The organism is Halobaculum sp. XH14 (assembly GCF_032116555.1).
GTDB classification, from domain to species: Archaea; Halobacteriota; Halobacteria; order Halobacteriales; family Haloferacaceae; genus Halorarum; species Halorarum halobium.
On the sequence record NZ_CP134949.1, the window covers coordinates 576,682 to 595,003 of the forward strand.

21 protein-coding genes are annotated in these 18,322 nt (G+C 69.3%); 8 read left to right on the forward strand and 13 right to left on the reverse strand.

What is annotated here, in order from left to right; all coding sequences use genetic code 11:
- Positions 1-228: 228 nt before the first annotated feature.
- The 5 genes from RJT50_RS02810 to RJT50_RS02830 form a co-directional block, all read right to left on the reverse strand.
- Complete coding sequence (locus RJT50_RS02810) at positions 229-1,512, reverse strand: tRNA pseudouridine(54/55) synthase Pus10 (protein WP_313693898.1); 1,284 nt, start codon at positions 1,510-1,512, stop codon at positions 229-231.
- A gap of 119 nt (positions 1,513-1,631) precedes the next feature.
- On the reverse strand, positions 1,632-1,979 hold the full coding sequence (locus RJT50_RS02815; RefSeq protein WP_313693899.1) for a hypothetical protein: 348 nt from the start codon (positions 1,977-1,979) through the stop codon (positions 1,632-1,634).
- A 1,022-nt stretch (positions 1,980-3,001) separates the two neighbouring features.
- Positions 3,002-3,871, reverse strand: coding sequence for a succinate--CoA ligase subunit alpha (gene sucD, locus RJT50_RS02820; protein ID WP_313693901.1), 870 nt, complete (start codon positions 3,869-3,871; stop codon positions 3,002-3,004).
- On the reverse strand, positions 3,868-5,013 hold the full coding sequence (gene sucC, locus RJT50_RS02825; protein ID WP_313693903.1) for an ADP-forming succinate--CoA ligase subunit beta: 1,146 nt from the start codon (positions 5,011-5,013) through the stop codon (positions 3,868-3,870). Before sucC ends, sucD begins: the two co-directional genes overlap by 4 nt.
- A 108-nt stretch (positions 5,014-5,121) precedes the next feature.
- The gene (locus tag RJT50_RS02830; protein ID WP_313693905.1) at positions 5,122-5,415 is read right to left on the reverse strand and encodes a hypothetical protein; all 294 of its coding nucleotides are present in this window, start codon (positions 5,413-5,415) and stop codon (positions 5,122-5,124) included.
- A gap of 90 nt (positions 5,416-5,505) precedes the next feature.
- Here RJT50_RS02830 and RJT50_RS02835 point away from each other — a divergent pair, with 90 nt between their 5' ends.
- Both RJT50_RS02835 and RJT50_RS02840 read left to right on the forward strand, forming a co-directional pair.
- The gene (locus RJT50_RS02835; RefSeq protein ID WP_313693907.1) at positions 5,506-6,471 is read left to right on the forward strand and encodes an NADPH:quinone reductase; all 966 of its coding nucleotides are present in this window, start codon (positions 5,506-5,508) and stop codon (positions 6,469-6,471) included.
- Positions 6,472-6,550: 79 nt separating this feature from the next.
- On the forward strand, positions 6,551-7,255 hold the full coding sequence (locus RJT50_RS02840; protein ID WP_313693909.1) for an SDR family oxidoreductase: 705 nt from the start codon (positions 6,551-6,553) through the stop codon (positions 7,253-7,255).
- A 201-nt stretch (positions 7,256-7,456) separates the two neighbouring features.
- Here the strand turns inward: RJT50_RS02840 and RJT50_RS02845 are convergent, their stop codons facing one another.
- Together RJT50_RS02845 and RJT50_RS02850 are read right to left on the reverse strand one after the other, a co-directional pair.
- Entirely contained in the window at positions 7,457-7,954 is a 498-nt protein-coding gene (locus RJT50_RS02845; protein WP_313693911.1) for an SHOCT domain-containing protein, read from the reverse strand.
- A 63-nt stretch (positions 7,955-8,017) separates the two neighbouring features.
- The gene (locus tag RJT50_RS02850) at positions 8,018-8,164 is read right to left on the reverse strand and encodes a DUF7563 family protein (RefSeq protein ID WP_179169186.1); all 147 of its coding nucleotides are present in this window, start codon (positions 8,162-8,164) and stop codon (positions 8,018-8,020) included.
- 237 nt (positions 8,165-8,401) lie between these two features.
- Here RJT50_RS02850 and RJT50_RS02855 point away from each other — a divergent pair, with 237 nt between their 5' ends.
- Both RJT50_RS02855 and RJT50_RS02860 read left to right on the forward strand, forming a co-directional pair.
- Positions 8,402-9,469 carry an ABC transporter ATP-binding protein gene (locus RJT50_RS02855; RefSeq protein WP_313693913.1) on the forward strand — a complete coding sequence of 356 codons (1,068 nt, stop codon included), beginning with the start codon at positions 8,402-8,404 and terminating at the stop codon, positions 9,467-9,469.
- Positions 9,466-10,359 carry an ABC transporter permease gene (locus tag RJT50_RS02860; RefSeq protein WP_313693914.1) on the forward strand — a complete coding sequence of 298 codons (894 nt, stop codon included), beginning with the start codon at positions 9,466-9,468 and terminating at the stop codon, positions 10,357-10,359. Before RJT50_RS02855 ends, RJT50_RS02860 begins: the two co-directional genes overlap by 4 nt.
- Positions 10,360-10,362: 3 nt before the next feature.
- Here the strand turns inward: RJT50_RS02860 and RJT50_RS02865 are convergent, their stop codons facing one another.
- Positions 10,363-11,280, reverse strand: a complete 918-nt coding sequence (locus RJT50_RS02865; RefSeq protein ID WP_313693915.1) for an HhH-GPD family protein — start codon at positions 11,278-11,280, stop codon at positions 10,363-10,365.
- A 157-nt stretch (positions 11,281-11,437) separates the two neighbouring features.
- Here RJT50_RS02865 and RJT50_RS02870 point away from each other — a divergent pair, with 157 nt between their 5' ends.
- Both RJT50_RS02870 and RJT50_RS02875 read left to right on the forward strand, forming a co-directional pair.
- Entirely contained in the window at positions 11,438-11,590 is a 153-nt protein-coding gene (locus tag RJT50_RS02870) for a hypothetical protein (RefSeq protein ID WP_313693917.1), read from the forward strand.
- Between the two features lie 37 nt (positions 11,591-11,627).
- On the forward strand, positions 11,628-11,948 hold the full coding sequence (locus tag RJT50_RS02875) for a ribbon-helix-helix protein (RefSeq protein ID WP_313693918.1): 321 nt from the start codon (positions 11,628-11,630) through the stop codon (positions 11,946-11,948).
- A 198-nt stretch (positions 11,949-12,146) separates the two neighbouring features.
- Here RJT50_RS02875 and RJT50_RS02880 read toward each other — a convergent pair whose 3' ends face one another.
- Complete coding sequence (locus RJT50_RS02880; protein ID WP_313693919.1) at positions 12,147-13,496, reverse strand: aminotransferase class III-fold pyridoxal phosphate-dependent enzyme; 1,350 nt, start codon at positions 13,494-13,496, stop codon at positions 12,147-12,149.
- 120 nt (positions 13,497-13,616) lie between these two features.
- The gene (locus RJT50_RS02885; protein ID WP_313693920.1) at positions 13,617-14,903 is read right to left on the reverse strand and encodes an MgtC/SapB family protein; all 1,287 of its coding nucleotides are present in this window, start codon (positions 14,901-14,903) and stop codon (positions 13,617-13,619) included.
- A gap of 133 nt (positions 14,904-15,036) precedes the next feature.
- Here RJT50_RS02885 and RJT50_RS02890 point away from each other — a divergent pair, with 133 nt between their 5' ends.
- Positions 15,037-16,251: an AI-2E family transporter gene (locus RJT50_RS02890; RefSeq protein WP_313693921.1), complete on the forward strand. Its 1,215-nt coding sequence runs from the start codon at positions 15,037-15,039 to the stop codon at positions 16,249-16,251.
- Positions 16,252-16,273: 22 nt separating this feature from the next.
- Here the strand turns inward: RJT50_RS02890 and RJT50_RS02895 are convergent, their stop codons facing one another.
- Positions 16,274-16,555 (reverse strand): PadR family transcriptional regulator, encoded by a 282-nt coding sequence (locus RJT50_RS02895; RefSeq protein WP_313693924.1) that lies wholly within the window; start codon positions 16,553-16,555, stop codon positions 16,274-16,276.
- A 203-nt stretch (positions 16,556-16,758) separates the two neighbouring features.
- Between RJT50_RS02895 and RJT50_RS02900 the strand changes: the two genes are divergently transcribed.
- The gene (locus tag RJT50_RS02900; protein WP_313693926.1) at positions 16,759-17,034 is read left to right on the forward strand and encodes an amphi-Trp domain-containing protein; all 276 of its coding nucleotides are present in this window, start codon (positions 16,759-16,761) and stop codon (positions 17,032-17,034) included.
- Between the two features lie 231 nt (positions 17,035-17,265).
- Here the strand turns inward: RJT50_RS02900 and RJT50_RS02905 are convergent, their stop codons facing one another.
- Together RJT50_RS02905 and coxB are read right to left on the reverse strand one after the other, a co-directional pair.
- On the reverse strand, positions 17,266-17,412 hold the full coding sequence (locus tag RJT50_RS02905; protein ID WP_313693929.1) for a hypothetical protein: 147 nt from the start codon (positions 17,410-17,412) through the stop codon (positions 17,266-17,268).
- A 70-nt stretch (positions 17,413-17,482) separates the two neighbouring features.
- Positions 17,483-18,247 (reverse strand): cytochrome c oxidase subunit II, encoded by a 765-nt coding sequence (gene coxB, locus RJT50_RS02910; RefSeq protein WP_313693930.1) that lies wholly within the window; start codon positions 18,245-18,247, stop codon positions 17,483-17,485.
- Positions 18,248-18,322: the final 75 nt, after the last annotated feature.

Sequence of the window (18,322 nt, forward strand, 5' to 3'; positions counted from 1 at the left end):
AGGATGTCCGAGTGGGTGTCGGGATCCGTCGGGTTCGTCGGCTCTTCCGTCGACACGTTCCGTGCTTCGACTGCCTCGAACGCCCCCGTTCAGTCCCACCTGACCGCCACCGCACCCTCCCCAGCCGATTCGCTCCCTTCGGTCGCTCGTCCCTCGCGCGCGTTTGCTCGCCCCTGCGGGGCTCGCCGTCACGCGCGCCGTGGCGGCTCTCGGTATCGACGCCCCCGGTCAGTCCAGGAAGAACGCCTCGTCCTCGAACGGTTCCTCCTCGCCCTCGACGGCCAGCACGTCGAGCGCGGTCACGACCGCGTCGACGCCGAGCAGGCCCGCCAGGCTCGGCTCCGTCCGGCCCTCGTCGCCGGAAATCAGCTCCTTGATGTACAGTCCGCCCTCGCCGTGGACGTCGACGGTCGCGTGCCGGGCGTCCGCGAGTTTGCCCTCGACGTCGTGGACGACGCGTGTCCGGGTCTTGGCGGCACGGCGGTGGTCCACCCGGTTGGGCGTGTACTGCTCGATGGTGGCCCCGTCGAGGCTGTCGAGCGCGTCCGCGAGTTCGTCGGCGGTCACGTCCCCGCCGAACTCGACCGCGGCGCGGTAGCGCTTGCTCGCGTCGTGCCGCTTCACGCGCTCGACCATCCCGTGGCCCGCGAGCCGCAGGCCCTCAACCTCGACTTTCCCCTCCGCGAGGGCGTTGACGTCGGCCTCCAGCCGCTCCACGTCGACGTCGCGCCGGCGGGGCTCCTCCACCTCGACGACGAACGGGCGGCCGGTGCCCAGCATCAGCGCGTCGACGTCCTCGCGGCCCGCGCCGTGGAACACCGAGTCGACGCCGTCCATCACGTCCTCGACGACCGGCGCGGTGAGCTGCTGGACGCTCTCGGGGTACAGGAACCCCGTCCCCTCGCACGTGGGACACGGGTCCGCGCCGTCGCGTCCCGAGCCGCGGCAGTCCGAGCAGGGCCACTCAGTCTGGGGGATGTCCCGCTCCAGTTTCCGGTAGCGACCGTAGACGAACGCCGAGTTGACCTCGACGTCGACGCGGTCGGCCTCCAGGTCGAGGAGGAACTGCACGTCGGGCCGGCCCAGGTCGACCTCGGTGTCGGTGAGTCGCCCGAACCGCTTGCCGACCTCGCGGTTGCACTCCTTGCGCAGCGGCTCGCCGGCCTCGGGGTCCATGCCCGCGTCCTCGCGGAGCAGGGCCTCGTTCTCCTCCAGCAGCGGGGGGACGCGCGTGCCGACCTGGTAGGTGGCGAACTCCACGCCCTCGACGGCATCGACGGCGCGCTCGGCCCACTCGTCGAACCGGGCGGTCGCGCCCTCACAGACCCAGCACTCCGCGGGGTCGGGCGCGTCGTAGTCCTCGTCGTCGGCCAGCGCCAGCGCGACCCGGAGCCCGCGGCCGCGGTCGGCGTTGCCGAGGCCGAACGAGCGGTCGGCGAACGGCCGGCCGAGGCAGTGATCACAGAGCGGCCCGGTCGCGAGCAGGCCGCGGGCCGGCGAGAGAACGTCCATGCGGGCCACTCCTCGGGGCGGCCACTACCGTCTTTCGTTCCGCGGGCTACGGGGTCGGCGTCGCCGAAAAGACCGCGTCGGCTGAACCGCAGTCGTGCTTGCGTCGGCTGAACCGCGGGTCAGGCCGCGTCGGCGGCGGTGCCGTCGGCAGCCTCGGCGGCGTCGGGCGGGACGCCGCGCGTCGCGTCGACGGTGACCGCCGAGACGCCGAAGGCGTCCTCGAAGTCGGCGGCCAGCGCCGCCGGCTCGTCGGGCAAGTCGGCGTCCAGCGCGAGCGTGGTCTCGACCTCGACGGTGAGGTCGTTCAGGCCGGGCTGGAGGCCGCACAGCTCGAGCGACTCCACGGCGCGGACGCCGTCGAGGCGGGCGAGCTTCGTTTCGACGCCCGCGGCGAGGTCGCCGGGGGCGGCACGGGACACCGCGACTGTCATGCTGGCATCGGCCAGTCGGGCCAGTTGGACCGACATAGGCTCCCCGCGCGAGTCGAACGCGCGTCGGGCCACTCCGCGTGGGTGCGGTTCGTGCACCCCGATGCGGTTCCGTGGGAGTGGCCGCGGGAACGTGGACGTCGCCGGGACGATGACCCGAACGGTAGGAAGGACAGGGAGAGTCCGCCTCCGTTCGGGCGTTCGCCCGAAGCGTCGTCGCGTTCACGCGGCGATGGAGGCGGACCGTACGTCGAACCGGAGTCCGTCCGCGTTCCCCTTCGGATTCGCCATCGGGGAATCGGACCGCCACTCGCCATAGCCGGCACTGGTCGCGTGAGCGAGCGTGCCGGTGGTGGTAGTGGCGGTCATCGGAGTCCGGCCGACTTGCGTCGGTACCTGCCACGTTCGTGGGTGTTCACTTAACGATTCTCCCGCCGTGTTGCGGTGTGGCATGGGTTCGAGTGTGGGTCTGTGGTGGATTTCCTTCCGCCGGGAGTACGGCTACCTCGAAAGCCCCCGCGGCTGTCGGCTCGGGGGACCACGCCTGCGCTCCTCGCGCTCGCTTCGCTCGCGCTGTCGTTCGAAAATCGAAGATTTTCGTGATGCTGTCGGATTCCGACGGAATCCGACCGCTGACGGGGAACCGTCGGTTTCCCGTACTGACGAAAGACGCCCTGGCGTCTTTCGAACCACGAGGGTGCGTTCCGAGGAGCTCGCTCCGAGGTAAGACGAGCATCGCAGGCCAGCGAGCGGAGCGACCGAGGCGAGAAGCACAGGAGGCTGGGGAGGGAGAGGTGCGGTGCGGTGCCGTGCGGTGGGTGGGACTGAAAGGGGCCGCGGCGTTCACGGGCGCTTGCGCCCGTGAATTCGGGAGAGCGTGCTCTCCCGTAAGTCGACGCGGGCGCGGACCGACAAGCACCGCAGCCGAACGAGCGAAGCGAGTGAGGCGAGGAGCACAGCGGCCGCACCGAGTCGAGCGCCGCGGGGGCTTTCGAGGTGTTCGCGTCGCCGAAAACCCTTCCACCGAACTCGAAACTCCGGGAAACCGAAACGAACCGACGCTAGAGGAAGTCCTCGATGTGGTCGGCGACCTCGTTGGGCGTGTCACCGACCGGAACGCCCGCGTCGTTGAGCGCCGAGATCTTCGACTCCGCGGTCCCCGTCCCCGAACCGCTCACGATCGCGCCCGCGTGGCCCATGCGCTTGCCCGGCGGGGCCGTCCGCCCGGCGATGAAGCCCGCGACGGGCGTGTCCATGTTCCCCGCGATGAACTGGGCGGCCTGCTCCTCGTCCTCGCCGCCGATCTCGCCGCACATCACGACCGCCTCGGTGTCGGGGTCGGACTCGAACGCGTCGAGCGCGTCGACGAACGACGTGCCGATGATCGGGTCGCCGCCGATGCCGATGGCGGTCGTCTGGCCGATGCCGCGCTCGGTCAGGTTCGAGACGACCTGGTAGGTGAGCGTCCCCGAGCGGGAGACGAGGCCGACGTCGCCCGACTCGAAGATGTTGCCCGGCAGGATGCCCAGTTTCGCCTCGCCCGGCGTGATGATGCCGGGGCAGTTGGGACCCAGGAGGCGGGTGTCGACCTCGGAGAGGCGCTTGTTCACCTTCGCCATGTCCTGGGTCGGGATGCCCTCGGTGATGGCGACGACGAGGTCCACCGGCGAGTCGAGCGCCTCGAAGACGGCGTCGCCGGCGAACGCCGGCGGGACGAACACGACCGAGGCGTCGGCGTCCTCCTCGCGCGCGGCCTCGCTCACGGTGTCGTACACCGGGACGCCGGCGACCTCCTGGCCGCCCTTGCCCGGCACCGCGCCGGCGACCACGTTGGTGCCGTACGCGAGCATCTGTTCGGTGTGGAACTTCCCCTCCCCGCCGGTGATGCCCTGCACCACGACGCGGGTGTCGTCGTCGACGAATACACTCATTGGTTCACCTCCTCGGCGTTCGCGACCGCACGCTGGACGGCGTCCTCCAGCGTCGATTCGACCTGCACCAGGTCGGTGTTCAGGATCTCCATCCCCTCCTCGGCGTTCGTGCCAGCGAGGCGGACGACGACCGGCTTCGGGATCTCGTCGAACTGCTCGAGCGCCTCGTTGATCCCCTTGGCGACCTCGTCGCCGCGGGTGATGCCCCCGAAGATGTTGAACACGACCGAGTCGACGTTCTCGTCGGCGAACACCATGTCGAGCGCGTTCGCCACGCGCTCGGCCTTCGCGCCGCCGCCGATGTCGAGGAAGTTCGCGGGCGACCCGCCGTAGTGGTCCACGAGGTCGAGCGTCGTCATCACCAGGCCCGCGCCGTTGCCGATGATGCCGACGTTGCCCGAGAGGCGGACGTAGTCGAAGCCGTACTCGTTCGCCTTCGCCTCGAGGTCGTCCTCGGCGGCCTCCTCCTCCATCTCGGCCAGTTCGGGCTGGCGGAACAGCGCGTCCTCGTCGATGTTCATCACCGCGTCGGCCGCGACGACCTCGCGGTCGGCGGTGATCATGACGGGGTTGATCTCGATGTCCGCGGCGTCCTTCGCCTCGTAGAGATCGTAGAGCGTCGAGACGATGGAGGCGACGTCGCCGGCGACGTCGCGCGGGATTCCGGCCTCGTAGACGACCTTCCGGGCCTGGTACGGGTGGAGCCCGAACGCGGGGTCGACGTGCTCGCGTGCGATGGCCTCCGGGGTCTCGGCGGCCACCTCCTCGATGTCGACGCCGCCCTCGGTCGACACCATGGCGACTGGCTCGCCCTCGCCGCGGTCCATCGTGATGCCGACGTACAGCTCGTTCTCGAAGTCGACGCCGGCCTCGACGAGGACCTTCTCGACCGTGTAGCCCTTCAGGTCCATGCCGAGGATGTCCTCGGCTGCCTCGCGCGCCTCGGCCTCGCTGGTCGCGATCTTGATCCCGCCGGCCTTGCCACGTCCCCCGACGTGTACCTGCGCCTTGATGGCGGCCGGGTAGCCGATCTCCGCGACCGCGTCCACGACCTCCTCGACGGTGGACGCGAGCCGCGAGTCCGGGGTCGGAATCCCGGCGTCGGCGAAGACCTCCTTCGCCTGATACTCGTGAAGTTTCATCCGTTTCGAAACCGGGTCCTCGCGCGCTTAAATCCCGACGATTCGGTCACGTGCTGCCGCGGCAGCGCGGTCGATTACGGGGGGAGCCGTCACCCCAGCTCCGACCCGCTACTCCGTTCCGAGCGACGCCCGGACGTGGCCGGCCGCCGCGACGACGAGGCCGAACAGCGCGAGGAGGTACGCGAGCGCGAACGTCGGGTCGAGCGTCCTGGCGTTACAGCCGTTCGAGTAGAACACGCGCGGCGGCCAGACCTGCACGCCCTGGAGGACGTACTCGGAGAGCGACCGCTGGCCGGGACAGAACGCCTCGGTGGTGGCGAGAACCGGGTCGAGCACCAGCAGCACCGTTCCGACGAACAGCGCGGCCGCGAACGTCGTGAACCCGACCCGTCGGAGGGACATGAGACGCCCGTCTCGCGCACGGGAAATCAGTCCGTCGGTCCACCTCGCCTCGGCGGCCGGTTTTATGCCCGCTCCGCGGGAGGAGTGACCATGCGCGCAGTCCGCTTTCACGAGCACGGCGACGAATCGGTGCTGGGGGTCGACGAGGTGGACCGACCGGATCCGGGTCCCGACGAGGTGCTCGTCGAGGTTGCCTCGGCCGGCGTCAACCCGGTGGACACGTACTTCCGCGAGGGGTCGTACACGCCGTACGCACTGCCCGCGGTTCCGGGCGTCGACGCCGCCGGCAAGGCGGTCGAAGTCGGCGAGGGAGTCGAGGGGATCGCCGAGGGGGACCTCGTGTACGCGACGGGGCTGAGCATGGCGATGCCCGGCGGCTACGCGGAGTACGTCGCGGTGCCGACGGACCGTCTCGCGGTGCTCCCGGACGACGCGGACCTCCGGGCGGCCGGCGGCGCGGGCGTCGCCGCCGTCACGGCCTGGCGGGCGCTGATCGAGCACGCGGACCTCCGCCCCGCCGAGACCGCGCTGATCCACGGCGGCTCGGGCGGCGTCGGCCACGCCGCGGTCCAGGTCGCGGCGGCGACCGGCGCGCGGGTCCTCACCACCGCCTCGCCGGCGTACCACGACCGGCTCCACGAACTCGGCGCGGACGCGGCGTTCGACTACGACCGCGACGACCTCGCGGACGCGGTGACGGACGCGACCGACGGCGACGGCGTCGACGTCGTCCTCGACCACCGGCTCGACGACTACCTCCAGTTCGACGCCGACGTCGCCGCCCACGGCGCCCGCGTCGTCGGCATCGGCGAGAACGAGCAGGCGATCGGGTTCGACAGTTCGGCCGGCGCCCGTTCGAAGGACCTGCGGCTCCAGCTCATGTCGATGTTCAACACGCCGAGCCTCGCGGACGCGCTGGCCGAGCTGGCGACGCTCTGGGAGGCGGGCGACCTGACGGTCGAGGTGGATCGGAGCTACGACCTCGCGGAGGCGGGCGAGGCCCAGCGGGACGTGATGGCCGACAGCTTCCTCGGAAAGCTGGTCATCGAACCGTAGCCGGTTCGGAACCGTTCGCGGGGCGTCGGAGCGGCCCACCGACGGTACCTTTGTGGTCGGTCGCGCCGAACCACGCCCCATGCACGCCGAGTTCGACTTCACGGATCGAGTCGCGCTGGTCACCGGCGCCTGCGGCGCGCTCGGCAGCGCCGTCGCGGAGGCGTTCGCCGACGCCGGCGCGACGGTCGCGGCCTGTGACGTGATCGACGTCGACGACGAGGACAGCCTGCTCGACCCCGGCGAGGACACGACGTTCCACCGGGCGGACTTCACCGACGAGGCCGAGGTCGAGGCGACGATCGAGGACGTGATCGACCGACACGGTCGCCTCGACTGCCTGTTGAACGTCGCGGGCACCTGGCGCGGCGGCGATCCGGTCGGCGAGACGGACGGCGACCAGTTCGGGATGCTGTTCGACGTGAACCTGAAGACGGCGTTCCTCGCGACCAAGCACGCGCTGCCGCACCTCCGGGAGACGGAGGGGTCGATGGTGGCGGTGTCGGCCCGATCCGGGCTGGAGGGCGGCGAGGGCGACGCGCTCTACCGGGCGAGCAAGGCCGGCGTGCGCATCTTCACCGAGTCGGTCGCCGAGGAGAACCTGGGAACGGTACGTGCGAACTGCGTCATGCCGTCGGTGCTCGACACGCCGACGAACCGCGAGATGATGGAGTACAGCGACGAGTGGGTAAAGCCCGCGGAGGTGGCGCGGGTGATGCTGTTCCTCTGTTCGGACGCCGCGACGCCGACGAGCGGGGCCGCCGTTCCCGTGTACGGCGAGGCGTGATCGCTAGCCGGCCGACCGGAGGCGAGGCCACCGATAGCGATCGCGTCTCGTTCGAAGCGTAGGTGCCAGCCGGCCGAACGGAGGTGAGGCCATCGCTTACACCTACGCTTCAGAGAGGCGTGACCCGAACCCTGCGAGCGGATGCGAGCCCCCGGTCGGAGTCAGGCTTCAGAGAGGTGTGATCGCTGGCTGCCCACCCTGCTACCGTGAGGATTCGGTCTCGCGCCGTCGCGTCCGGGACCCCTCCCGACGGTCGGGTCCGGGTCGTCGGTCGTCGGCGTCGAACAGCGCGTCGAGCCGTTTCTCGAACTCCTCGCGCGAGATCTCGCCCTTCGCGTAGCGGCGCTTCAGCGTCGCCTCGGCGTTCTCGGCGGCCTCCCGGCGCACGTCGAACGACCGCTCCTGCTCGGGGTACGCGTCGGGCGACTCCACGTTCCCGATGAGCGAGAGGTAGACGGGCCAGAGGCAGACGACGCCGAGGAGGAGACTGAACGGCGACGCGAGCAGGAAGAGCAGTCCCATGAGGAAGACGAGAAGCGAGGTCGGCCCGCCGAGCATGGCGAAGCCGCCGATGAACAGAACCGGCGCGAGGGCGAGCATCGGAAGCCCGAGCAGTACTCTGCCGAGCAGGCCGTCGGGGGTGTAGTGTTCGAGGAGGCGATGGAGGCGTCGTGGGGTGGAGGCGTCGGGACCGGACATGATTCGAGAGTGTCAGACCGAGCGGCAAAGCCGTTCCGGTCCAGCCGCTGTCACGAGTCGGGCTCAGTTCTTCTTCGCGCGAACCGTCTTCCCGCGACGAACCATGTCCTCACAGTGCGGGCACGCCCGGGGGCTGGTGATCCCCTCGGGTTCGAACACCTTGACGTACCGTTCCGTGACGAACGACTCGCAGTTCTGGCAGGTAGGCATACCACCTCCGCGGGCCGACCCGGATAAACCGTTTGTGGTCCACGGCGGGGGTGTGACGAAGTTGCTTGGGGACCGTTCGCACGACGAGTACGGGTCGTGACTGGCGGATCTATCACTGACGTTTCACTCCCGACCCGGTGGCGCCCCGATCGGCCGGCTCGGCGATCGCCGCCGGGCACACGGTCGAACGATCGCCCCGTCCCAAGGTCTATGCGAGCCCTCGCCGTTGCCGATGGCGTGAACGCAATCGACGCTCGCAACGTCGAGTTGACGTACGCCGACGGGACGGAGGCGGTCGAGGACGTGACCCTCGAGATCCCCGAGGGCGAGTTCTTCGGCTTCCTCGGCGCGAACGGCGCGGGAAAGACGACGACGATCAAGACGCTTGTCACGCTCCTGAAACCGACCGGCGGGGCGATCACGGTCAACGGCTACGACGTGGTCTCGGAGTCGCGCTCGGTCCGGGAGTCGATCGGCTACATGGCCCAGGAGACGAGCATCGACCCGGAGCTCACCGCGCGCGAGAACGTCCGGTTCGCCTGCGAGGCGTACGGCGTCCCCGCCGGACGGCGCGCCGACCGCATCGACGAACTGCTCGAACTGGTCGATCTCGCCGACGTCGCCGACAAGCAGGCGAAGGACTTCTCGGGCGGCATGAAAAAGCGGCTCGACGTCGCGACAGCGCTTGCCCACGAGCCGCCGATCGTATTCCTCGACGAGCCGACGACCGGTCTCGACCCGAAGGCGCGCAACCGCCTCTGGGAGTACTTCGAGCGCATCAACGACGAGGGGACGACCGTGTTCCTCACGACCCAGTACCTCGAGGAAGCCGATCACCTCTGTGACCGAATCAGCGTCATCAGGGACGGCCGGATCGTCGCCTCCGGCTCCCCCGCGGAACTCAAGTCCCGGGTCGGGGGCGACGTCCTCGAGGTCACCCTCGCCGACCCCGACGAGGACTCGATCGAGCGCGCACGCGAGGTCGCGCGCGAGTCGGGGCTCTTCGACGCCGGGGAGCCCGTCGAGCCGATCGAGCAGGGGATCAGCGTTACGTCGGGCGACGCGAGGCGGCTGGGCACCGACCTGCTCGTCGCGCTGCGGGACGCGGGCTTTACCGTCACCGGGTTCAACGTCCGGAGCCCGACGCTCGACGACGTGTTCCTGGCCGTCACCGACGAGGGGCTCGGCGACGACGGCAGCGGTCCCGACGACGGCGGTCCGGATGACGAGGGAGCGGCCGACCCTGCCGGCGAGGGATCGACGGGGGACTCGTCCGCGGAGACGGCCACGGAGGCAACGAAATGAGCGCCGGGACCGGAGGCGGTCGGACGGCACCCGGGACCGGGTTCCTCTCGGACACGTGGGTGAACCTGAAACGCTGGGTGCTGAAGACGACGCGGAACCCGTTCGTGATGACGGTCTCGCTGCTGAACCCGGTCATCTTCCTCGTCCTCTTCACCGAGGTGTTCGGCCAGATCACCGGCGCCGCCATCGGGCGGAGCCTCGGCGCGGACGTGAGCTACGTCACCTACCTCGTCCCCGCCATCGTCATCCAGGTGGCGCTCATCGCCGCGACGACGTCGGGCATCGGGCTGGTCGACGACATCGAGAACGGGATGTTCGAGAAGGTGCTCGTCTCACCGATGCACCGCGGCGCGGTGTTCCTCGGCAAGTCGCTCTCGGAGGTGCTGCGGGTCGTCGTCCAGATCTGTATCATCCTCACGCTCGGCTACGTGCTCCTCTGGTTCGACACCGGCGCGAGCCCCGGCGAGTACGTCGCCACCGGCCTCGCCGGCGCGGTCGGCATCGTCGCGGTCGGCATCGTCTTCTCCGTCTGGTTCACGGCGTTCTCGAACATCACGGCGCTTTTGACCCGCGACCAGGAGTCGACCATCATCGCGGTGAACCTGCTCCAGTTCCCGCTGCTGTTCCTCTCGAGCGCGTTCCTCCCGCTCGACATCCTCCCGGGGTGGGTCCGGACGGTCGCCGCCCTCAACCCGATCACGTACGGCGTCGACGCCGCGCGGGCGCTGATGTTCGGGCAGGACGTCATGACCGTCATCGAGGTCACCGTCTTCGGCGGGATGTGGAACACGCTCGTCCCGGCGCTCGCCGTGCTCGGCGCGCTCGACCTGGTGCTCGGCGCGGTCGCCGTCTACTTCCTGAACCGGGCGTCGAGTTCCGAGGTCGCGTAGGGTTCAGCGGCGAAGCGTCGCCACCGTCTCCCCGTCGCGCTCGGCCAGTTCGACCAGCCCGTCGTCGGCCAGATCACTGAGCAACCCGCGGAGCCACTCCTCCCCGGTGTCGCCGCCGTAATCGACGCGGACGCGGGGTCCCAGTTCCGAGAGCGCGAGCGCGTCGTGTTCGCCGAGCGTCCCCACGACCCGGCCGCGGAACTGCCGCCTGCTCCCCTCGAAACTCGGCTGTTCGGGCACGTCGGGAGCGGTGAAGTCGCCCGTCTCGTAGGCGTGACACCAGCGCCGCCACGGACAGCCCGCCTCGTCACAGCGCGGGGTCCCGCCGCACGCGACCCCGCCGAGTTCCATGACGGCGTTGTTCCAGACGCGCGACTCGCCCTCGGGCATGAGAAACGTCGCGGCCTCCTCGAACGCCGCGTCGTCGTCGGGGACGCCGAACGCGCGGTGGAGCACGCGCTTTACGTTCGTGTCCACCACGGCGTCGCCGGCGTTGAACGCGAACGAGGCGACCGCGTTCGCGGTGTACGGGCCGACGCCCATCAGCTCCTGCAGTTCGTCGGGCGATTCGGGGAACTCGCCGTCGTACTCCGAAACGACTTGCCCGGCAGCCTCGTGGAGGTACTTCGCGCGGTTGTTGTAGCCGAGCGAGTGGTCCGACCAGAACGCCACGACGTCGCCCCGGTCGGCGGCCGCGAGGTCGTCGACCGCGGGCCAGCGGTCGAGGAAGTCGGCGTAGGCTTGCTCGACCCGCGAGAGCTGCGTCTGCTGGCTCATCACCTCCGAGACGAGGATGCGGTACGGATCGTCGGTCCGCCGCCACGGGAACGCGCGGTGGTCGGCCTCGTACCACGACACCAGCGCCTCGCGGACGGCGTCCGGGTCCGCGTCGGCGGCCAGTTCCGGGAGGCGCTCGCTCATCGTGGGAGCCTGGGGGGAGCGGGCGTTTATGGCTCCCGGTTGTCCGGCGTGACGAGCGTCGGGCCGGGGTCGCGCCGCGGCCCCGGACGTGTCGTCGCCCGGACACCCCGCGGACCAGCACGGAAGACTTACAACCGTCACCCGGTTTCCCCCGCCCGTGTCCCGCTCCGCAGTGACCCTCGGTGCCGGCGTCGGCGTCGTCGCGGTCCCGCTCTCGCTCGTGGCCGGGTCGTCGTTCGGCGCGACGGCCGCCGTCGCCGCCATCGCCCTGATGGGAACGGCCGTCGCGGCCGCCATCAAGACGGCGTAGCGTAACTGGTATCCCGCGCTCGACCCTCGCGCTCCACATGGGACTCGACGACCTCGAGGACGCCGTCGGCGACGCCTACGCCGACCTGGACGAGGAGACGACCGTGGAACTCGACCGACAGAGTCGCAACGAACTCGCGCTGCTGGCGGCCGCCTTCGACGCCGACCGCGACGAACTGGTCCGGCGCGGCATCCACGCGCTGTTCCGGCAGACGGTCGACACCGCGGACCTGGATTTCAACCTGCGCGAGGGGTTCGACGTCACCTACGACGAGTATCTCGCGGGGATGACCTACGACGAGATGACCGGGCAGGACCAGTACCCGCAGCGCGACGACGAGCGACGGTACCAGATGTAGGAACGAACCACGACCTCTTTTCCGGGGGTCCTCCTCGCTCGGCCGTCGAACCCCCGCAAAACCCGTCGATGCCAAAATGCCGCGAGCCACGGTCGGCGCGGCTTCGCCGCGCTTCCCTCGCTCGCGGTACTGATGCTGGTGACTCCGCAGTCGGTTGGTCGGCAGTTGCGCGGAAACGGGGTTCGGCCCGATTCAGTTCTACGCCGCGTCCTCGATCGCGTCGAGCAGCATGTGTGCGCCGACGTCGATCTCGCGCTCGGTGACGTCCAGCGGCGGGAGGATGCGCAGGACGGTGGTGCCACAGGCGAGCGTGAGCAGGCCCGAGGTGAGCGCCTGGTGCTGGACGTCGTCCCGGCGCTCGGTCGACTCGAACTCGACGCCGAGCATCAGCCCCTTCCCGCGCACGTCGACCACGCCGTCCGGGTCGGCGTCGCGCAGCGTCTCCATGAACTGCTCGCCGCGGGCCGTCGCGTTGTCGAGCAGGTCGTACTCGTCGATGGCCTCCAGCGTGAAGGTGCCCTGCATCGACGCGACGACGTCGCCCGCGCCCCACGTCGAGGAGAGCCGGGATCGCTCGTCCGGGAACAGTTCGTCCCTGCCGATCGTCGCGCCGACGCGGGCGCCCTTCGCGGCCGTGATGACGTCCGGTTCGATCGGGTAGTGGTCCGAGCCCCACAGCTCGCCCGTCCGGCCGATGCCCGACTGGATCTCGTCGGCGACGAGCGGGATGTCGTACTCGCCACACAGGTCCGCGACCTCGCGCATGAACGCCGGCGAGGGGAACCGATAGCCGCCCTCGCCCTGGATCGGCTCCATGATGAGGTAGGAGACCTCCTCCGGGTTGATGTGGCCGCGCTTGGGGTGGAGTTTCTCGCGGAGGACGGAGGTGTCGCCGCCGTCGACGAAGAAGCCGCAGTCGCAGGCGGCGGGGTCCTCGCCCGCGTCGTCACAGAACGGGACGTCGTGAACCCCCTGGATCTCGGGGAACCGCTTGCGGTAGACGGACTTCGACCGGTTGAGCGAGAGCGCGCCGAGCGTCCGGCCGTGGAACGCGCCGTCGAACGTGATGCCGTACTTCCCGCCGCCCGAGTCGTCATAGCAGATCTTGATGGCGTTCTCGACGGCCTCCGCGCCGGAGTTCGAGAGGAACACCGTGTCCATCCCGTAGTGGGACGTGACGTCGGTGAGGCGGTGCATCAGGTCGGCGGGGCCGGGGAGCGTCGAGTCGCCGGGGTCGCTGCCGTCCGAGACGTAGAAGTCCTGCCCGGCGATCTTCGTCGGGTCGACGAGGTCGAACTCGGCCATCCGGTCCATGATCTTCGGGTTGTTGTACCCGAGCGGGGCGGCGGCGACGTGGGAGGTGAAATCCAGCAGGACGTTGCCGTCGACGTCGGTGACGAACGGTCCCTCGGCGTCGGCGGTGATGTCCCAGACGAAATCGTAGACGTACGTGCTCGTCGCGGCCGCGTCACGGTGGTACTCGGCCCACTCCCGTGCCCGCTTTCCGGGCACGGTCGTGACGCTGGGTTCGACGGTGTCGCGGTCCATGTCGGCGGGACGGCAGGCCCGGAAATAAACTCGTTGTAATCGTTTCCCTCCCGACAGTGATTGCCGGGCGGGCGCGCCGTCGTCGTCCGTTTCGTCGGGGCTCGCGCCCACCCCGCGCGGTCAGACGATCGCCAGCACGACGGTCGCGCCGCCCGCGACGACGAGCAGCGTCGCGCTCCATCCCGCGACCCGCCGCCCGAACCCTGGCGGGCCGGCCAGCGCCAGCCCCGCCTTGACGGCCACGCTCGCGGCGGTTGCGAGCAGGATGGCGACGACGGCCGCCTCCTCGCCGATGCTGCCCGCACGGTAGAGGAGCACGGCCGAGGTCGTCGCGCCCGCCGAGGAGACGAGTCCCGAGACGAACGCGGTGATGTAGAGCCCGGCGGTGCCCAGTTGTGCCTGTGCCACGCTGCTCCCGGCGAGGATGAACAGGAACACCGAGCCGAACGCGAGCGCGTTCTTCAGCGAGAACGGCGACTCCAGGTCCACGTCGACGTGCTCGGTCCAGTCTGCGGTCAGCCCGGCGACGGCGAAACTACCCAGCACGAGCAGCCCGAGCGGGACGAACACCCCGGTCAACATCGGCCCGTCGTGGCCGACCGTGAACGCCACGGCGATGGCGAGGTTCCGCACGGCCATCGCGGCGTTGGCGAGCAGCACCGCGGCGACGGCGTAGGACGCCCCGGTCGACTGGTCCCGGACGTAATCGAGCATCGTGCCGACGACGGCCGTCGAGGAGGCGAGCCCGCCCAGGAACCCCGTGACCGCGATGCCGCGGCCGCCGTACGTCCGGACGAGCGCGTAGTTCACGATGCCGATGCCGGCGACGGTCACCACCATCAGCCAGGCGACGCGCGGTTCGAACGTGATCCCGAGGACCGTCTGGCTGCCGGCCGGAAGCAGCGGGTAGACGACGAACGCGAGGATGGCGAACTCGATCATCGAACGGAGCTCCTCGCGGGAGAGGTCGCCGGCGAACGAGTGGAGTTCCCGCTTCAACACGAGCAGCGCCGAGGAGACGAACGCCACGGTCACGCCCTCGAGCACGTAGCCCGCGGCGACGAGCGCGCCGACGCCGTACGCGGCCATCAGCGACACGGAGGTCGTGAGCGAGAGCGACTCGTCCTCGCGGTCCCTGCGCAGACCCCGCACCGCCAGCAACACCCCCTGGACGATGACGAGCACGCCCCCGACGGCGAGCAACGCCTCGCCGAAGCGGGTCTGCAGGGCGAACAGCGTGAACACCGCGGCGACGAGGCTCGTCAGCGAGAACGTCCGGATGCCGGCGGTCTTCTGTGACCACTCGCGTTCCAGTCCGAGGAACAGCCCGAGGACGGCCGCGAGCACCAGCCGGACGACGGGCTGTGAGAGCGAGCCGGCGAGGGCGTCAGCCTGCAGGGGGACCATGATGGCTATGTAGTACTCAATAGCACTCCTTAAATCTCTCCCCGGACGGCGGTTCGTTCGGCTCGGGCTTGCGGCCGGTTCGTTCCGATCACGTCCACGACACGCTTTTGTCGGTTCCGCGACGGAAGGGGGTATGGGAATCTCGGCGATCGACCGCGGCCGCGCGACCTGGTGGGGCGTCGGTGCCGTCCTGGCCGCCGCGGTGCTGTTCGTCGTCTACTCGTTCGTCGGGACGTTCGTCTTCGGGGTGTTCATCTACTACTCGACCCGGCCGGTCTACAGGCGGATCCGCCGACGGATCCCCCAGCCGAGCATCGCCGCCGGGGTCGCCATCTTCGCGCTCGCGCTCCCGGCGATGGTGCTCGTCGCCTACGCGCTGCTCATCGTCGCAGACCAGGTGTCGACGCTGGCGGGCAACGGGGTGTTCGACCCCACGGACCTCCCGGGCGTCGATCGGGAGCTACTCGAGTCCGTCTCCGACCCGGAGGTGCTGCTGGCGATGGACTGGCAGCAGTACATGACGGCCGACACGCTCCAGAGCGTGCTGGACTCGCTGTCGGGGGCGATCGACACGATCGCGCTGCTGGGCACGGCCCTGATTCACCTGTTCGTGATGCTCGCGCTCGCGTTCTACCTGCTCAGGGACGGAAGTCGGCTGTGGCGGTACGTCGTCCGGTACGCGGACCAGGGCGGCGTCGCCGAGGCGTACGGGCGAGCGATCGACAGGGACTACAACAGCATCTTCTTCGGCAACATCCTGAACGCCGTCCTCACGGGAACCATCGGCGTCATCGTCTACTCCGTGCTCAACGTGGTCGCCCCGCAGGGCGCGGCGATCCCGGCCGCGGCGCTGGTCGGCCTGCTCGCGGGCGCTGCGAGCCTCATCCCCATCGTCGGCATGAAGCTCGTCTACTTCCCGGTCGGCATCTTCATGGCCGGCCGCGCGGTAGCGCTGGGTGCGACCGAGACGCTCTGGTTCGTCCTCCTGTTCGCGCTCGCCTCGTTCGTCGTCGTCGACACCATCCCCGACCTCGTGCTTCGCCCCTACGTCTCGGGACGGTCGCTGCACGTGGGCGCGGTGATGGTCGCCTACACGCTCGGACCGCTGCTGTTCGGCTGGTACGGCATCTTCCTGCTGCCGATGCTGCTCGTGCTCGTGGTCCACTTCGTCAGGATCGTCCTCCCGGAGCTGATCTCCGGGACCGAGATCAAGCCGTACGCGGTCGACCCGTCGTACCTGACGGTCGATGAACCGTTCGTCTACGGGGACGTAGAGAGCGCCGACGGGGGAACCGCGGACGGCCCGTCGGACGCGTCGGTGGGGTCAGGCGGGCAAGAGGAGGCGTGAGCCCCGCCTCCCGACCGGGTCCTCACTCCTCGAGGTCGACGTACTGGTCCTCCCACTCGCGACGGGCCTCGATCTCGCGGCGGCCGCGGCGCGTGAGGGTGTAGTAGTTCGTTCGGCGGTCGCGCTCGCCCTTCTCGACGAGCCCCTTGTCGACCAGCGTGTCGAGGTTCGGGTAGAGTCGGCCGTGGTGAATCTCCTTCTCGTAGTAGTCCTCGAGTTCGTCCTTGATCGCCAGCCCGTGCGGCTCCTCCTGTCCGGCGATGGTGTACAGCAGGTCCCGCTGGAACCCGGTCAGGTCGTACATTGGTAAGTTCTGTACGACGGTTATTGTCGGTTCGAAATAAACATATCGGCCTCCCGCCGGAAGCCGGCCGTCCGTGGCTGATTTCGGAGGGTTCCACCCGCCGAGGACACGTAATCCGACTGTAACGTTCGCCGATCGGACCGTATCCGCCTGCCGACAGGCCGGCGGGGGGCTTATGCCGGTCCGGAGCGTAAAACCGTCCCATGCCCGAGGAAGTCATCTTCGAGACGGAGCGTCGCCGGAGCAGAGCCGACGTCGCCGCACTGTTGCGCGACGTTGCCGACAAACTCGACGGCGGTGGGGACCTCACCCTCTCGGCCGGCGAGGAGTCGCTCACGCTCGACGTTCCCGCGGAGGTGACGTTCGAGGTGAAAGCCGAGCGGGAGACGGGCGGCGGGGAGGACGAGTTGAGCGTCGAGTTCGAGCTGGAGTGGGACGAGGGCGACCACACCGCTGACGGCGCGTTCAGCGTCGAATAGCGTCGTCAGAGGTAGTCACGTCGTCAAAAAGATGGCGCCGCGTGAAATCCGACGCCGCGGTCGTCGACGGCGCCGTGGCTCACGAATCTGAGAAACCAGGGGCGGCGGGCCGCAAAAACGCGGCCGGCCGCCCGTGAATTGGTCCCCGCTGACGCTTCGGCCCTCCAGACGAAGCGTCACCTACCGCTATCGGAGTATTCCACTTAAAGCTACCGGGCCATCATGGTCGGTCTATATGTACTCTTCCTCAAGCACCCAGCCCAGCGCCCGCTTGTAGTAGGTGAACATCCCCCTGATCCGCTCGTGGCGCATCTCGTCGGACTCTAGCTGTTCGGCCAGGAACTCGTACTGCTCGCGGATCTCCTCCTCGTCTCGCATGCCTTCGACTACGGGCGTGGAGAACTTGAAAGGGGAGCCACTCGGGTCGCCCGGCGTGCCGGACCGGCGCTCAGGCGGACGCGTTCGCCGACGTCGCGTTCTGGTTCGACAGGAACGACTGGTAGTCGTCCTGCGGGACGACGACGACGCTGAAGTACATCTGGGAGTGGGCGACGCCGCAGTACTCCGCACAGTAGCCCTGGTAGACGCCGGTGTCGAGGGTGTGGGTCTTGATGGTGTTCGTCTGGCCGGGGACCGCGTCCTGTTTCAGCCCCATGTCAGGGACGTGGAGCGCGTGGATGACGTCCTGGGACGTCACCGAGATGTAGACGTCGCGGTCGGCCGGCAGGACGATCACCGGTCCTTCCACCCCGTCGGCCTGTGCGAGTTCGACGTCACCCGCCGTGAGCGCGCTGACGTTCTCCTCGGGGTAGTTCATCTCCCAGTTCCACTGGTAGGCGTCCGCCTGGACGTGGACGTCGCTCTCGTTGGGCGCGATCTCGTCGCCGGTGTAGGTGACGTCCTCGTGGGCCAGCACGCCGTAGGAGGCGACGCCGACGAACAGGAGGATGATGGCCGTCGCCACCGTCCAGGTGATCTCGAGTCGACGGTTCTCGCGGGTCGGTTTCGCCTCGTCGGCGTCCTTGAAGTTCAGGACGGTGTAGATGAGGATGACCTCGACCAGCAGCGTGATGGGAACCCCGATGTAGAGGAGCCGATCGTTGAGCTGATTGATGAGCTCGGCTGTGGTGGACGGCTGGGCCGCCGCCGTTCCGACGAACAGCGTGAGGCCGCCCAGCGTCGCAAGGAGGGTCCCGAGACGCGTGCCCTTCATGTGTTCCCGGGTTCGGCCAGGCGACGTAAATACCTGCTGTCTTCCGTCGAATCCGACCGCGTCCGTGCGGTTTCG

Bases quoted from the DNA above. Each gene is read 5' to 3' on its own strand.
- RJT50_RS02810 (WP_313693898.1), bottom strand. From the start codon at position 1,512: ATGGACGTTCTCTCGCCGGCCCGCGGCCTGCTCGCGACCGGGCCGCTC.
- RJT50_RS02815 (WP_313693899.1), bottom strand. From the start codon at position 1,979: ATGTCGGTCCAACTGGCCCGACTGGCCGATGCCAGCATGACAGTCGCG.
- sucD (WP_313693901.1), bottom strand. From the start codon at position 3,871: ATGAGTGTATTCGTCGACGACGACACCCGCGTCGTGGTGCAGGGCATC.
- sucC (WP_313693903.1), bottom strand. From the start codon at position 5,013: ATGAAACTTCACGAGTATCAGGCGAAGGAGGTCTTCGCCGACGCCGGG.
- RJT50_RS02830 (WP_313693905.1), bottom strand. From the start codon at position 5,415: ATGTCCCTCCGACGGGTCGGGTTCACGACGTTCGCGGCCGCGCTGTTC.
- RJT50_RS02835 (WP_313693907.1), top strand. From the start codon at position 5,506: ATGCGCGCAGTCCGCTTTCACGAGCACGGCGACGAATCGGTGCTGGGG.
- RJT50_RS02840 (WP_313693909.1), top strand. From the start codon at position 6,551: ATGCACGCCGAGTTCGACTTCACGGATCGAGTCGCGCTGGTCACCGGC.
- RJT50_RS02845 (WP_313693911.1), bottom strand. From the start codon at position 7,954: ATGTCCGGTCCCGACGCCTCCACCCCACGACGCCTCCATCGCCTCCTC.
- RJT50_RS02850 (WP_179169186.1), bottom strand. From the start codon at position 8,164: ATGCCTACCTGCCAGAACTGCGAGTCGTTCGTCACGGAACGGTACGTC.
- RJT50_RS02860 (WP_313693914.1), top strand. From the start codon at position 9,466: ATGAGCGCCGGGACCGGAGGCGGTCGGACGGCACCCGGGACCGGGTTC.
- RJT50_RS02865 (WP_313693915.1), bottom strand. From the start codon at position 11,280: ATGAGCGAGCGCCTCCCGGAACTGGCCGCCGACGCGGACCCGGACGCC.
- RJT50_RS02875 (WP_313693918.1), top strand. From the start codon at position 11,628: ATGGGACTCGACGACCTCGAGGACGCCGTCGGCGACGCCTACGCCGAC.
- RJT50_RS02880 (WP_313693919.1), bottom strand. From the start codon at position 13,496: ATGGACCGCGACACCGTCGAACCCAGCGTCACGACCGTGCCCGGAAAG.
- RJT50_RS02885 (WP_313693920.1), bottom strand. From the start codon at position 14,903: ATGGTCCCCCTGCAGGCTGACGCCCTCGCCGGCTCGCTCTCACAGCCC.
- RJT50_RS02890 (WP_313693921.1), top strand. From the start codon at position 15,037: ATGGGAATCTCGGCGATCGACCGCGGCCGCGCGACCTGGTGGGGCGTC.
- RJT50_RS02895 (WP_313693924.1), bottom strand. From the start codon at position 16,555: ATGTACGACCTGACCGGGTTCCAGCGGGACCTGCTGTACACCATCGCC.
- RJT50_RS02900 (WP_313693926.1), top strand. From the start codon at position 16,759: ATGCCCGAGGAAGTCATCTTCGAGACGGAGCGTCGCCGGAGCAGAGCC.
- RJT50_RS02905 (WP_313693929.1), bottom strand. From the start codon at position 17,412: ATGCGAGACGAGGAGGAGATCCGCGAGCAGTACGAGTTCCTGGCCGAA.
- coxB (WP_313693930.1), bottom strand. From the start codon at position 18,247: ATGAAGGGCACGCGTCTCGGGACCCTCCTTGCGACGCTGGGCGGCCTC.